The 14,008-nt window shown below is 59.9% G+C and carries 13 protein-coding genes; 6 read left to right on the top strand and 7 right to left on the bottom strand.

Annotated elements, in window-relative coordinates; translation table 11 throughout:
- Nucleotides 1–129: 129 nt before the first annotated feature.
- Nucleotides 130–996: a transcriptional regulator HexR gene (gene hexR, locus PSH64_RS30035; RefSeq protein ID WP_003187110.1), complete on the top strand. Its 867-nt coding sequence runs from the start codon at nt 130–132 to the stop codon at nt 994–996.
- Nucleotides 997–1,247: 251 nt separating this feature from the next.
- Nucleotides 1,248–1,460 carry a PA3496 family putative envelope integrity protein gene (locus PSH64_RS30030; RefSeq protein WP_305479427.1) on the top strand — a complete coding sequence of 71 codons (213 nt, stop codon included), beginning with the start codon at nt 1,248–1,250 and terminating at the stop codon, nt 1,458–1,460.
- Here PSH64_RS30030 and PSH64_RS30025 read toward each other — a convergent pair.
- A complete protein-coding gene (locus PSH64_RS30025) occupies nt 1,402–2,364 on the bottom strand; it encodes a LysR family transcriptional regulator (protein WP_007934452.1) in 963 nt (320 codons plus the stop codon). The two genes, PSH64_RS30030 and PSH64_RS30025, sit on opposite strands and share 59 nt — an antisense overlap.
- Before the next feature lie 190 nt (nt 2,365–2,554).
- Between PSH64_RS30025 and PSH64_RS30020 the strand changes: the two genes are divergently transcribed.
- Entirely contained in the window at nt 2,555–3,970 is a 1,416-nt protein-coding gene (locus tag PSH64_RS30020; RefSeq protein WP_105342468.1) for an acetyl-CoA carboxylase biotin carboxylase subunit, read from the top strand.
- Nucleotides 3,971–3,981: 11 nt separating this feature from the next.
- On the top strand, nt 3,982–5,790 hold the full coding sequence (gene oadA / locus PSH64_RS30015; protein WP_105342466.1) for a sodium-extruding oxaloacetate decarboxylase subunit alpha: 1,809 nt from the start codon (nt 3,982–3,984) through the stop codon (nt 5,788–5,790).
- A 234-nt stretch (nt 5,791–6,024) separates the two neighbouring features.
- Here oadA and PSH64_RS30010 read toward each other — a convergent pair whose 3' ends face one another.
- From PSH64_RS30010 to PSH64_RS30000, 3 genes are all read right to left on the bottom strand, one after another.
- On the bottom strand, nt 6,025–7,548 hold the full coding sequence (locus tag PSH64_RS30010; RefSeq protein ID WP_305479426.1) for an autotransporter outer membrane beta-barrel domain-containing protein: 1,524 nt from the start codon (nt 7,546–7,548) through the stop codon (nt 6,025–6,027).
- A 250-nt stretch (nt 7,549–7,798) separates the two neighbouring features.
- Nucleotides 7,799–8,632, bottom strand: coding sequence for an amino acid ABC transporter permease (locus tag PSH64_RS30005; RefSeq protein WP_105342463.1), 834 nt, complete (start codon nt 8,630–8,632; stop codon nt 7,799–7,801).
- Nucleotides 8,629–9,450 carry an ABC transporter substrate-binding protein gene (locus PSH64_RS30000; RefSeq protein WP_305479425.1) on the bottom strand — a complete coding sequence of 274 codons (822 nt, stop codon included), beginning with the start codon at nt 9,448–9,450 and terminating at the stop codon, nt 8,629–8,631. The genes PSH64_RS30005 and PSH64_RS30000 overlap by 4 nt, the downstream gene beginning before the upstream one ends.
- Nucleotides 9,451–9,562: 112 nt before the next feature.
- Between PSH64_RS30000 and PSH64_RS29995 the strand changes: the two genes are divergently transcribed.
- Entirely contained in the window at nt 9,563–10,462 is a 900-nt protein-coding gene (locus PSH64_RS29995; RefSeq protein ID WP_105342456.1) for a homocysteine S-methyltransferase family protein, read from the top strand.
- A gap of 117 nt (nt 10,463–10,579) precedes the next feature.
- Here the strand turns inward: PSH64_RS29995 and PSH64_RS29990 are convergent, their stop codons facing one another.
- From PSH64_RS29990 to PSH64_RS29980, 3 genes are read right to left on the bottom strand one after another with little or no spacing between them, the layout of a single operon-like run.
- The gene (locus PSH64_RS29990) at nt 10,580–11,251 is read right to left on the bottom strand and encodes a GNAT family N-acetyltransferase (RefSeq protein ID WP_105342454.1); all 672 of its coding nucleotides are present in this window, start codon (nt 11,249–11,251) and stop codon (nt 10,580–10,582) included.
- A gap of 17 nt (nt 11,252–11,268) precedes the next feature.
- Nucleotides 11,269–11,715, bottom strand: a complete 447-nt coding sequence (locus PSH64_RS29985) for a GNAT family N-acetyltransferase (RefSeq protein ID WP_305479424.1) — start codon at nt 11,713–11,715, stop codon at nt 11,269–11,271.
- 9 nt (nt 11,716–11,724) lie between these two features.
- Nucleotides 11,725–12,348, bottom strand: a complete 624-nt coding sequence (locus tag PSH64_RS29980; RefSeq protein WP_305479423.1) for an FMN-binding negative transcriptional regulator — start codon at nt 12,346–12,348, stop codon at nt 11,725–11,727.
- Between the two features lie 90 nt (nt 12,349–12,438).
- Between PSH64_RS29980 and PSH64_RS29975 the strand changes: the two genes are divergently transcribed.
- Nucleotides 12,439–13,989 (top strand): PLP-dependent aminotransferase family protein, encoded by a 1,551-nt coding sequence (locus PSH64_RS29975; RefSeq protein ID WP_305479422.1) that lies wholly within the window; start codon nt 12,439–12,441, stop codon nt 13,987–13,989.
- Nucleotides 13,990–14,008: the final 19 nt, after the last annotated feature.

Below are 14,008 nucleotides of genomic sequence, written 5' to 3'. Positions count from 1 at the left end.
CATGGAGCATATGTCGCGTGAAACGGGGATATTGAGTTACGCATTGAGCAGGCAAAAAGCCGATTCATGTAGTATAACTACAAGCGTGCTACATCCCCGGCACCTGCCAATGACAAAGAGTCCAGCCCCTTGAATCTGCTGCAACACATCGCCCAGTCACGCCACCTGTTACGCAAGTCGGAGCTCAAGGTCGCCGACCACGTGCTGCTTGATCCTGCGGCGGTGATGCACAGTTCCATGGCCGACCTGGCCCACAGCGTGGGCATCAGCGAGCCGACCATCGTGCGGTTTTGCCGCGCCATCGGCTGCTCCGGGTTCCAGGATTTGAAGCTTAAATTGGCGCAGAGCCTGGCGGCCGGCGCGAGCTTCGGGCAATTCGCGATTCATGAAGACGATTCGGTTGCCGATTACAGCCTGAAAATCTTCGACACCACCTTGCACACCCTGATGGAAGTTCGCGAGAAACTCGATCCGGTGGCGTTGCAGAAAGCCGTGACCGCGATGTCACAGGCCCAGCGTGTCGAGTTCTACGGCTTCGGTGCGTCCGGTGCGGTGGCGGCTGATGCCCAGCACAAATTCTTCCGTTTGCTGCTGACCGCGGCGGCGTATTCCGACCCGCACATGCAGGCGATGTCGGCGGTGACCTTGAAGCCGACCGACGTGGCGATCTGCATTTCCCAGTCCGGTCGCTCAAAGGACCTGTTGATCACCGCCAATCTTGTGCGCGAAAGCGGCGCCTCGCTGATCACCCTGTGCCCGAGCCAGACACCATTGGCCGAACTGTCGACCGTCAACCTGGCAATCGATGTGCACGAAGACACCGAAATCTACACGCCGCTGACGTCGCGTATTGCGCACCTGGTGGTGATTGATGTGCTGGCAATGGGCGTGGCCATGGCCCGTGGGCCAAGCCTGGTCAATCACCTCAAAAGCGTCAAACGCAGCCTTCGCAGTTTGCGGTTGTCACCCAAGTCGGTGAAAGCGCTGGACGATTGATTCTGATCTGACATTGGCGGAAGGTCGTTCCGACCTTATTCGCGAGCAAGCCCGCTCCCACATTGATCGGTTGTGTTGCACAAGAAGTGCGAACATCGCAGATCCACTGTGGGAGCGGGCTTGCTCGCGAAGACGGCCGCAAAAACACCACAATCAATGGCAATGTTCACAACCTTGTAACCCTCCCGCCGCCAAACCGTCATCCCCCGCGCCTATCTTGAAACTCCCGTACTCGCCTTGGGAGACTCGAAATGGCCCAGCCCTACGAAGAACGCAACAGCGCCGTCAAAACCCGTCGTCAGCAAGAAGACCAGCGCCGCATGGAATTTCGCCGCGCCATTGAAGATCGCTGCGAACGCCGCCAGCTTCTGGCCGAAATCGGTGAATTTCCTGACGGCCTCGAACTCAACTACTGGCAGGCAGCACCGGCAACTTCCCGTCGAAACGCTCAACAAGCGCGCTGATCTGCGCCCGTTCGCTGCGGATAAACGCAAGGAATGCGTGGGCCACCGGCGATAGCCGTTTGGCCTTGGCCTGCACCAGGCACCAGCTACGCAGCAGCGGCAGTTCTTCGACCGGCAGCTCAATCAGGGCGCCGGTCGCCAATTCAAGGTTCAGGGCATGGCGCGTCAACAGCGCCAGGCCCAGACCCGCCAGCACGCATTCACGCTGAGCTTCCGCCGACGCGACCTCCTGGGTCTGGGTGAAGTGCACGCGCTTCTCTTTGAAATACTCCTCGCAAGCCAGTCGCGTGCCGGAACCGGGTTCGCGCAACAGCAGTGTGTAGGGTTCCAGATCCTGCAAGCGCAACGGCCCCATGTGGCACAGCGGATGATCCGGCGGCGCCACGGCTACTATCGGGTTGTTGAGGAACGGCAGGAATTCCAGCCCCATGTCCTGGGGGACCATCGACATGATCACCAGGTCATCGCGGTTATCCGACAGGCGCCGGATAACCTGGCCGCGGTTGACCACCGTCAGGTGCAGGTTCACTTCCGGGTGCTGACGCTTGAAAGCGGCAAACAGGTGCGGCACGAAATACTTGGCGCTGGATTCCACCGCCAGTTTCAGCTGGCCCTGCAATGAGCCTTGCATGTCCGACAGCTGCATATCGAGGTTCTCCAGGCGCCCGAAAATGTCCCGGCTGGCGCGCTGTAGCGCTTCGGCCGCCTCGGTCATGTAGAGCTTTTTGCCGACATAATCGAACAAGGGCTGACCGATCAGCTCTTCGAGTTGACGAATCTGTAGGCTCACGGCAGGTTGTGTGAGAGACATTTCGTCGGCGGCGCGGCTGTAGGACCTTAAGTCGCACACCTCATTGAAGATCTGCAATTGACGCAATGTCATACGCATCAATGACTTACGCATTTTCTATAAATCCTGAGCGAAGGCCGATGGCTCAACTATAAGTCTTTACTTATGCACGACCCAATTATTATTCATTTTTGTTAATCCCTTGCGAGAGCTAGTGTGGAGCTGCGACTGAATTGAAACATTTGGTCACGCGTCGACCTGTCTAATCGGGTCGTGGGTGCCACCGGCTCAAGGGAACCTCCAAGTGATAAAAAAGATCCTGATTGCCAACCGTGGTGAGATTGCCGTACGAATCGTGCGCGCCTGCGCCGAGATGGGCATTCGCTCGGTCGCGATCTATTCCGACGCCGACCGTCATGCTTTGCATGTGAAGCGTGCGGACGAGGCCCACAGCATCGGTGCCGAGCCACTGGCCGGTTACCTGAACCCGCGCAAGCTGGTGAACCTGGCGGTGGAAACCGGTTGCGATGCGTTGCACCCCGGCTATGGCTTCCTTTCGGAAAATGCCGAGCTGGCAGACATCTGCGCTGAACGCGGAATCAAATTCATTGGTCCATCGGCTGAAGTCATTCGCCGCATGGGCGACAAGACCGAAGCACGCCGCAGCATGATCAAGGCTGGCGTGCCGGTCACCCCGGGCACCGAAGGCAACGTGTCGGGCATCGAAGAGGCCTTGGCCGAAGGCGACCGTATCGGTTATCCGGTAATGCTCAAGGCCACCTCCGGTGGTGGCGGCCGCGGCATTCGTCGTTGCAACAGTCGCGAAGAACTCGAACAAGCCTTTCCGCGAGTGATTTCCGAAGCCACCAAGGCGTTCGGTTCGGCGGAAGTGTTCCTGGAAAAATGCATCGTAAACCCGAAACACATCGAAGCGCAGATCCTCGGCGACAGCTTCGGCAACGTGGTGCACCTGTTTGAGCGTGATTGCTCGATCCAGCGTCGCAACCAGAAGCTGATCGAGATCGCTCCGAGCCCGCAACTGACCCCGGAACAGCGCGCCTACATCGGCGACCTGTCGGTGCGTGCAGCCAAGGCCGTGGGTTACGAGAACGCCGGCACCGTGGAGTTCCTGCTCGCCGAGGGCGAGGTGTACTTCATGGAGATGAACACCCGGGTGCAGGTGGAACACACCATCACCGAAGAAATTACCGGCATCGACATCGTTCGCGAGCAGATCCGCATCGCGTCCGGTTTGCCGCTCTCGGTGAAACAGGAAGACATCCAGCACCGCGGTTTCGCGTTGCAATTCCGGATCAACGCCGAAGACCCGAAAAACAACTTCCTGCCGAGCTTCGGCAAGATCACCCGTTACTACGCGCCCGGCGGTCCCGGCGTGCGCACCGACACAGCGATCTATACCGGCTACACCATTCCACCGTTCTACGATTCGATGTGCCTGAAACTGGTGGTCTGGGCGTTGACCTGGGAAGAGGCGATGGACCGTGGCTTGCGCGCCCTGGACGACATGCGTCTGCAAGGGGTCAAGACCACCGCCGCGTACTACCAGGAAATCCTGCGTAACCCGGAATTCCGTAGCGGCCAGTTCAATACCAGCTTCGTTGAAAGCCACCCTGAACTGACCAACTACTCGATCAAGCGCAAACCCGAAGAGCTGGCCCTGGCCATCGCCGCCGCCATCGCCGCCCACGCAGGCCTGTGAGGAATATGACAATGTCCAAGAAGATCCATGTAACTGACACAATCCTGCGCGACGCCCACCAATCGCTGCTCGCCACCCGCATGCGCACCGAAGACATGCTGCCGATCTGCGACAAGCTCGACAAAGTCGGCTACTGGTCGCTGGAAGTCTGGGGCGGCGCGACCTTCGATGCCTGTGTACGCTTCCTGAAAGAAGACCCGTGGGAGCGTCTGCGTCAACTGCGCGCCGCGTTGCCCAACACACGCCTGCAAATGCTCCTGCGTGGCCAGAACCTGCTGGGCTACCGCCACTACAGCGATGATGTGGTCAAAGCCTTCGTTGCCAAGGCCGCGGTCAACGGCATCGACGTGTTCCGCATCTTCGACGCGATGAACGACGTGCGTAACCTGCGCGTGGCCATCGAAGCGGTGAAAGCGGCCGGCAAACACGCCCAGGGCACCATCGCCTACACCACCAGCCCGGTGCACACCATCGAGGCTTTCGTGGCGCAAGCCAAGCAAATGGAAGCCATGGGTTGCGACTCGGTGGCGATCAAGGACATGGCCGGTCTGCTGACCCCGTATGCCACGGGCGAACTGGTCAAGGCACTGAAAGCCGAGCAGTCGCTGCCGGTGTTCATCCACTCCCACGACACCGCTGGCCTGGCTGCGATGTGCCAACTCAAAGGCATCGAAAACGGCGCCGACCATATCGACACCGCGATCTCCAGCTTCGCCTGGGGCACCAGCCACCCGGGCACCGAATCGATGGTCGCCGCCCTTAAAGGCAGCGAGTTCGACACCGGTCTGAACCTGGAGCTGCTGCAAGAAATCGGCCTGTACTTCTACGCCGTGCGCAAGAAGTACCACCAGTTCGAAAGCGAGTTCACTGCCGTCGACACTCGTGTGCAGGTCAACCAGGTGCCGGGCGGGATGATTTCCAACCTGGCCAACCAGCTGAAAGAGCAGGGCGCCCTGAACCGCATGAGCGAAGTGCTGGCCGAAATCCCGCGTGTTCGCGAAGACCTCGGCTTCCCGCCGCTGGTGACTCCGACCTCGCAAATCGTCGGCACCCAGGCGTTCTTCAACGTGCTGGCCGGCGAGCGCTACAAGACCATCACCAACGAAGTGAAGCTTTACCTGCAAGGCGGCTACGGCAAGGCGCCGGGCACCGTGAACGAGAAACTGCGTCGCCAGGCAATCGGCAGCGAAGAAGTGATCGACGTGCGTCCGGCCGACCTGCTCAAGCCGGAAATGACCAAACTGCGTGCCGAAATCGGCGCTGTGGCCAAGTCCGAAGAAGACGTGCTGACCTACGCCATGTTCCCGGACATCGGCCGCAAGTTCCTCGAAGAACGCGCAGCCGGCACCCTGACTCCAGAAGTGCTGCTGCCGATTCCTGAGGCGGGCGGTGTCGCCTCGGCCGGTGGCGAAGGCGTGCCGACCGAGTTCGTCATCGACGTCCACGGCGAAACCTACCGCGTCGACATCACTGGTGTGGGCGTCAAGGCTGAAGGCAAGCGCCACTTCTACCTGTCCATCGACGGCATGCCGGAAGAAGTGGTGTTCGAACCGCTCAACGAATTCGTCAGCGGCGGTAGCAGCAAGCGCAAGCAAGCGTCGGCACCGGGCCACGTCAGCACCACCATGCCCGGCAACATCGTCGACGTGCTGGTCAAGGAAGGCGACACCGTGAAAGCCGGCCAGGCCGTGCTGATCACCGAGGCGATGAAGATGGAAACCGAAGTCCAGTCGGCCATCGCCGGCAAAGTCACCGCCATCCACGTGGCCAAGGGCGACCGGGTGAACCCGGGTGAAATCCTGATCGAGATCGAAGGCTGAGTTAACAGCCTCGATATACCGCTTTAAACCTCGGGGGGGCATGTGCTCCCCTTTTTTTTCGCCCGGGGTTTGGGCTTTCCCCAATGCCGGTAAGCTAAAGGAGAACCTGTGGGAGCGTGGCTGCCCGCAAAGAACGATGACGCGTAATACCTGAAAAACCGCGGTGCATTCTTCGCGGGCAAGCCACGCTCCCACAAGGAACTGTGCTGAATCAGTGAGGACGAGGCAATTTCGTCAGAATGCCATCCGCCACTGCCCCATCACGCCATGATTGCGACTGTCAGTGCCGATCTCTCCAGTGACACCTACGCCCAGCGTGTGGTTGGCCGAGAGTCCCAGGTCGAGCCCGGCATCAAGCGACAGGCTGTCGCGATCAAACGCTGCCCCGGCGACATCGAAACGTTTCCCGCCCTTGACCAGCTGTTGGCGCGTTTCGCTGTCGAGCTCGCCATAGATGTGTATCCAGCCGGCGCTGAATCGCGGCGTCAGGCGCATGCCGTTGTCCAGAGTGTTCAGCTTCGCCGCGCGCAGGCCGAAGGTGCTGCTGAAGTTGTCCTGGGTTTGCCCATGGACTTTCAGCGCTGCATCCCCTCCTTTTTCGGTGTGTTTTTCACGCTGGTAGCGTTGATAACCGACACTGGCGAATGGCTCGATGGTCACATTGTTGCTGCCCAGATTGAAGCCCGCTTCGGCAAAAGCCTGCTGGGTGTTGGCGTCATAACTGCCTTTGAGGCGGTCGCTGAATCCGTTGAACGCAACCCGACGTTTGCTGCTGCCTTCATGGCTGGCGTAGGTAGCACCGAGACGCAGCGCCAATGGACCATCCTGACGCACCGCATAAGCCCCCAGATGCCAACTGTCGAGGTCGCCATCGAATTGCCGGGCATCGAGTTGCGTCTGTGATTTTCCGCCCATCACCCCGGCATGCCATTGCTGATCGAGCCGCCAGTCGGCGCCCAGAACCAGGCCTTGGGTGGAATGTTTCAGCGTGTTGTCGAAGTCGTTCTCGACTTTGCCGCCATGGCCCAATGCCTGAAGCCAGACGCGACTGCTGTTTTCACTACCAGTGGCAACGCGTGGAGCCTTGTTGGAAATAGCGCCCGTGCCGTTATCCAACTGGTGCATGGCGGAGAGCATGCTGGCGCTGACGGGGCTGACACTGCTTAACGTGGCGTTTGCGAGGTTGGCGTTGCTACTTGCGGTCAATTGTTCAATGGCGATGGCGGCAGTGGCTTTGTTGCTGGCCAGCAGCGCGTTGATGGCAGCGTTGGCGGTCATGGTCTTGGAGGTGTCCACACTGCGGGCCAGGGCCTGCCCGCTGGCAGAGGTGGCAGCCGTCTCGAGCGGCACGTCGTTGCGGGTCGGCGCCACTTGAGTGTCACTATAGGAAGCCTTCGGCGTCATGAATGCCAGATTGTTGGTGACTTGTCCGGACTCACCTTCAACCGTTCCGGTATTCAGCACGGTGTGGGCGGTGCTTTGAGTGTCGTTACCGGGAAGACCAATAACATTCAAACTTGCATTACTTAGTGTGGTTGTACCCTCGACCGAAAGCGCTGAAGCGCTTGCGGTGGCCTCTTCGAGCACATGGCCAGTGGGGGCTACAGGTTTGGCTGTTCTTTTTCGGGTTTTGGTGGGTTTTGCATTAGCATCGACTTGAAGCCCTGGTTGCTGGGCCAGCGAAAACTCTGCACAACCAACTGCAAGTGCAATGGCCAGAACAAGGTGGTGGGGTTTGTATTTGTGTTGAACGGGCATCGAGTACGGCCTCTTTTGACTGGAGGCCAAACTCTAAAAGGGGGGCTATAGGTGCCGATGTCAGCCGCTTCCGGCGGGCTTGCGGGGGTTGTCGGCAGGTTGGGTGGAAAATAGTCAGCCGCTTGAGAGCGGCTGTTTTTTACCCATTCGAGCTGGACGCTTTTTCTTACAGCGAATCAAGACATGGGGGCTAGCGCACCGGCAAAAACGCATCTGCCGCAGATCAAAGGATCGCAGCTCTCGGCAGCTCTTACCGGCTCACATACGCCTTCCCATAATGCCGCTCCATCCGCGCCTGAATCAGCTCCAGTCCAATCGACATCAGCCAATAAATAACCGCCGCCGTCGTCAGCATTTCGATATAGCGATAGCTCGAACGCCCATACGATTGCGCCAGGAACATCACTTCCCAAACCCCCATCACCGAGATCAGCGACGAGTCCTTGAGCATGGAGATGAACTGGTTGGTGGTGGGCGGGATGATGGCGCGCATGGCCTGGGGCAGGGTGACGCGCCAGAAAATCACGGTTTCGCGCATGCCCAGGGCCAGCGATGCTTCGCGTTGGCCATGGGGAACGCCGAGGATGCCGGCGCGGAAAATTTCGCTCAGATACGCGCCGTAGTTCAGCGACAGGGCGATGATGCCGGCGGCGATGGCGCCCGGCACGATGCCCAATTGCGGCAAGCCGAGGTAGATCAGCAGTATCTGGATCAGCAGCGGCGTGCCGCGAAAGAACGAGGCATAGAAGCTTGCGATGCCGAACGCCACGGCGCTTTTTGACAGCCGGGCCAGGGCCGTGACGAAGCCCAGCAACGACGAAGCCACGATCGAGCACAGGCACAAAAACAGCGTCAGCGCCGCGCCTTGCAGAAAGCCGTTGGGCGCCAGGTGCAGGCCGATCAGGTTCGGCAGTTTGTCGAGGATGATCGAGAACTTCAGGTCGAAGCTCAGGAAGAAACTCGCAAACAACCCGAACATCGCCGCCCAGGTCAGGTACAGCCGGGTACGAAAGCCGAAGACCCTTTGCAGTAATGACTCAGCCACCGGTTGCGGCGGCTGAGGAGGTTTGGGGAAGGAAGTCATTTGCTGATGTCGGCGCCGATCCATTTTTGCGACAGCTTGCTCAAGGTGCCGTCCTGCTTCAGTTGGGCAAACACATTACGCACTTTGGCGTCCCACTGCGGGTCGCCTTTTTCGATGGCCACCGAGTTCGGCTCCGAGTACAGCGGCTGGCCGGCGAGTTTGAAGCGCGTATCTTCGTTCAGGCGCGGCTGCGCGGTCACCAGGTTGGTGAGGATTGCGTCCAGACGCACGCCAGCGCCCAGGCCCAGATCCTGGAACGCCACGTTGTCGGTGTCATATGGCGCGATTTGCACGTTCTCGAACGGGTACTGCAATTGGGTGTCTTCTGCGCCTTCGATCACCAGGTTTTTGTTCAGGTAGCTTTCATAGCTGGAGGCGCTGGTGAGGCCGACTTTCTTGCCGCTCAGGTCCTTGGCGCTGTGAATGCTGTCGTCCTTGGCATTGACCACGATCACGGCGGGGGAGGCGTAGTACTCGACCGGAAAGTCGAAGACTTCGGCGCGGGCCTTGCTCGGGGTCATGGAGCAGATGCAGATGTCATAGCGCCCGCTCCAGCGGCCGGCCGCGATCACATCCCAGGATGGCGTTTCCAGGCGCAGCTTGACGCCCAGCTTGTCCGCCACTGCCTTGGCCACATCGACATCGAAACCGTCGAGCTGGTTTTGATCGTTGAGGAACGAGAAGGGTGGATAGCTTTCCATCAACACGCCGACCAGTTCTTTCTTCTGTTCAATGCGATCCAGGGTGGCGCCTGCAAAGGCTTGGGTGGAGGCAGCCAGAATCGTCAGGCCCAGGGCCAGCAGCGGTTTAAGTTTCACAGTTGATCCCTGAAAAAAAAGAGGTTGTTATTAACCGGATGGTGCGTATTAAATAGTTATAAGAACGACTCTGATAGTGAGTTATTTTCATAAGCTTATGAGTGAAAAGCATATGGGCGCAGACAGCACGGTAATTCTGGATGGCGGCATGGGTCGCGAGCTGCAACGCCGGGGGGCGCCGTTCCGCCAACCCGAGTGGTCGGCGCTGGCCTTGAGCGAGGCGCCGCAAGCCGTGGAGGCAGTGCACGCGGCTTATATTGAAAGCGGTGCCAACGTGATCACCAGCAACAGTTACGCGGTGGTGCCGTTCCACATTGGCGAAGAGCGTTTCGCCGCTGAAGGCCAGGCCCTTGCGGCGTTGGCCGGCGAACTGGCCCGTCGTGCGGTCGATGCGTCAGGCCAACCCGTGCGGGTGGCCGGCTCATTGCCGCCGTTGTTCGGCTCCTACCGTCCCGATCTGTTCGATGCTGCCCGGGTGACTGAGCTGCTGACCCCTCTGGTCAATGGCCTGGCGCCTCATGTCGACCTGTGGCTGGCCGAAACCCAGAGCTCGATCATTGAGGCGCGGGCGATTCATGCTGGTCTGCCGAAGGACGGAAAGCCGTTGTGGCTGTCGTTTACCTTGAAGGATGAAGACACGGACGAAGTGCCGCGTTTGCGCTCCGGTGAGCCAGTGGCTGAGGCCGCTGCGGTCGCAGCTGAACTGGGTGTCGAGACCTTGTTGTTCAACTGCAGCCAGCCGGAAGTGATCGGTGCGGCGATTGATGCGGCACGGGAAACCTTCCAGCGTTTGGGGGTGAAGATTCACATCGGCGCGTACGCCAATGCCTTCCCGCCGCAACCGAAAGAAGCCACGGCCAACGATGGCCTGGACCCGCTACGCGACGATCTGGACCCGCCGGGTTACCTGGTTTGGGCGGCTGACTGGCAGAAGAGGGGAGCCAGCCATTTGGGCGGGTGCTGCGGGATCGGGCCGGAGCATATTGCGGTGCTCGCACAGAAACTGGCGTGATGCCAATCGCGAGCAAGCCCGCTCCCACATGGATTGGAACCTGATCACAGTTTTGTGGCCAGTCCAAAACCCTGTGGGAGCGGGCTTGCTCGCGAAGACGTCCAACCAGACGACAATTTATTTGCGGCACTCCGCCAGCGTCTTCACCTGCCCCGACTCCGTCTGGTTCTCATCGCTCAACCACCGCTCGAACCCCGCGCCAATCGCCGGCCATTCCGAATCCAGAATCGAATACCACGCCGTATCCCGGTTCTGTCCCTTCACCACCATGTGCTGACGGAATACCCCTTCAAAACTGAATCCCAGCCGCTCCGCCGCGTACTTGGAGCGAGCGTTGCCGTTGTTGCACTTCCACTCCAGGCGCCGGTAACCCAGGGCAAAGCACTCCCTGGCCAGCAGGTAAACCGCCTCGGTACTTTTCGGCGAGCGCTGCATTGGCGCGCCGAAGGTCACATGACCGATCTCGATGCGACCCTGAGCCGGGACAATCGACATCAGGCTGAGCAGGCCCTGCACGTCGCCGCTGACACGATCGATTACGCTGAAAAAATACGGATCGCTGTTGGCCGCATGGTTGTTCAGCCAATCGTTGAACGCGCTGCGCTCCGGAAAAGGACCGTACGGCAAATAGTCCCAGAGTTTCGGGTCCGAGCCCGGGCCTTCGAGGGCTTTCCACAAACCATCGGCGTGACGCGCCGGGTCGAGTTTTTCCAGGCGGATGAAACGCCCTTCGAGGGTTTGAACCGATGGTGCCGGGACACCTTTCCAGTTTGCGAGTGAAGTCGACATGGTGTTCTCCTTGAACCTTAAAGGGCTTTGCGAAACTGGATGAAACCGGGGCGTTCGGCGATGCGCTCGTAGAGCTGGATCGCTGTGGCGTTGGTTTCGTGGGTCAGCCAGTGGACCTTGCAGCAACCGTCCGCTTCGGCGGTGGCATACACAAATTCGATGAGCTTGCGGCCGATGCCGGTGCCTCGGGTTTGCGGCGTTACCAGCAAGTCTTGAAGGTAGCAGGAGTTTTCGATGCTCCAGTTCGAGCGATGGTAGATGAAGTTCACCATGCCGACTGCTTTGCCATCGACCCACGCCAACGCCGAATGGGTCGGTTCATTGGGGGCGAGCATGCGCTGCCAGGTGCTGTCAGTGACTGCATCTGGCAATTCGGTGTTGTAGAAGCGCAGGTAGGCTTGCCACAGCGGCAGCCAGGCGGCGTGATCGTCGGCACTGACCTGGCGAATTTCAATCTGACTCATGTTCATTCCTTAACGCATCAAGTGGGCGAGGGCCTGATCGTGTACATCGGTACTGGCGGCGAGCCCTTCGCGCACGCCAGCGATGTCTGCGGTGCTGCGGTTCTGACTGAGTTTGCGTTTGCCTTCCAGGCGCTGTATCGGCAGGGCAAAACCGACGATGGCCTTGAGCATGCCGTCGATGTAGTCGGCGGGCGCGTCGGCGACTTTCCAGGGTTGCTCGCGTCTTGCTTCGTGGCGATCAGTCAGCGCGCTGACCAGGTTGAGCAGGCGATCGGCATCGGTGAACACGTCGGCTGTTCCGTAAGCGTGCACGGCGACGTAGTTCCAGGTCGGCACGACTTTGCCGTGCTCGGCTTTGCTCGGGTAAAACCCCGGGCTGACGTACGCATCGGCACCGGCAAAAATCACCAGCGCTTCGGCACCGTTCTGCAGTTCCTTCCACTGAGGATTGCCCCGGGCGAAGTGGCCATAAAGAGTGCCATTGGGGCCCTGTTCGGGATTGAATAACAGCGGCAGATGACTGGCTTGCAGGCCTTGCTCGCCGTGGGTGACCACCATGGCGAGACGGGTGCCGAGTATCTGTTGCTGCAGTTCGGACAATTCTTTGATGGCAAAGCCGCTGGGGTTGTACATGGAAAAATTCCTTGGCGAATGCCTCCATCCTAGGCAGGCTATTGGTCTGTTGTAAGAGCCATTAACGACCAATTTCATAGGTCCATTGCCATGAGCGAAGCGTCGCTTTCCCTGTCATTCAACCCCGCCGGTATTGAACTCGATCGCCGTCAGGGCTTGAGTCGCCAGCTCTATCAGGCATTGCGCCTGCGGGTGCTCGATGGACGACTGGCCAGCGGTACGCGATTGCCGGCCAGTCGGGATCTAGCGGCAGCGCTGGCGATTTCCCGCAATAGCGTGGTGCGTGCCTACGATCAGCTGTACGCCGAGGGGTTTATCGAAGGGCGAGTGGGGGACGGGACTTACGTTGCGCAATTGCCCCAACCCACACTACTGGCAAAAAAATTATCCACAAAAGTATCCACAGGGTTGTCAACAGGGTTACCCACAACCTTATCCACAAATTGGCTCGATTTACCTGTGGTTTCATCCAGTAAAGTTATCCACAACGGTGCGTTGGGGCGCGTGGAGAAGAACCATTTGCCGACGCCGCCGGCTGGTCCACCCAAGGCCTTTCGGGTTGGCGTTCCGGCATTCGATCTGTTTCCTTTCGACGTGTGGGCCAAGCTGAACGCGGCTTTCTGGCGAAAGCCGGATTTGCAGCAGCTGTGTTATGGCGATCCGGCGGGCGACGAGCGTTTACGCGGCATGATCGCCGCGTACCTGCGCAGTTCAAGGGGGATGCAGTGCTCGGCTGAGCAAATAGTGATCACCAGCGGCGCGCAGCAGGGGATTAGCCTTTGTGCACAGCTGCTGGTGGAGCCGGGCGATGGCGTGGCGATTGAAAATCCGGGGTATCGGGCGGCAGGTCATGCCTTCGCCGTGGCCGGTGCGCGATTGCATGGCGTGGCGGTGGACAGTGAGGGCATCGACTGCACGGAGCTGGCCGGGCTCAGCGACTGTCGGCTGGCCTATGTCACGCCGTCGCATCAGTACCCGACCGGGGTGGTGATGAGCCTGGCGCGACGCCTTGAGTTGCTGGCCTGGGCCGAACGCACCCAAGGCTGGATCGTCGAGGATGACTACGATGGCGAATACCGCTACAGCGGCGCGCCGCTGGCACCCTTGGCCGCACTCGACCGGCAGGGCCGGGTTTTGTACGTCGGGACGTTTGGCAAAGTCGCCTTCCCGGCGCTAAGGCTGGGTTATCTGGTGCTGCCGCCCGGTTTGGTTCAGGCCTTCTCGCAGCGCCGTGCGGTTGATGTTCGACATTCCGAAGTGAGCACCCAGGCGGTCATGGCCGAGTTCATGGCGGCCGGGCACTTTCAGCGCCACATCCGGCGCATGCGGCGTGCGGCCCTCAGCAGACGTAATACGTTGCTGGCCGGTTGGCCTCAGAACATCCCCGGTATCGGTAGCCTGCCGAGCGTCGTGGCGGGGCTGCATCTGACGGTGCCGGTCGACTCGCAGGCCCGTGAGCGCGAGCTAGTGGAACAGGCTGCCAGCGTCAATGTCGAGATCAATGCGCTGAGCAGCTACTGGCTGCCGGATTCGCAACAACCGGTGGACCAGCGTGCCGGGCTGGTCCTGGGTTTCGCGGCGGTACCCGAGACGGCGATCAGCGCAGCGCTCGGGCGCCTGGAAAAGGTCTGGCGTCGCTGAGCCTCTTGCGGGGAAAAAA

It is taken from the genome of Pseudomonas sp. FP1742, from assembly GCF_030687145.1.
Taxonomy (GTDB): domain Bacteria; phylum Pseudomonadota; class Gammaproteobacteria; order Pseudomonadales; family Pseudomonadaceae; genus Aquipseudomonas; species Aquipseudomonas frederiksbergensis_D.
The sequence above is the reverse complement of the archived record's forward strand: the minus strand, read 5'-3'. Positions and strand labels throughout refer to the sequence as shown.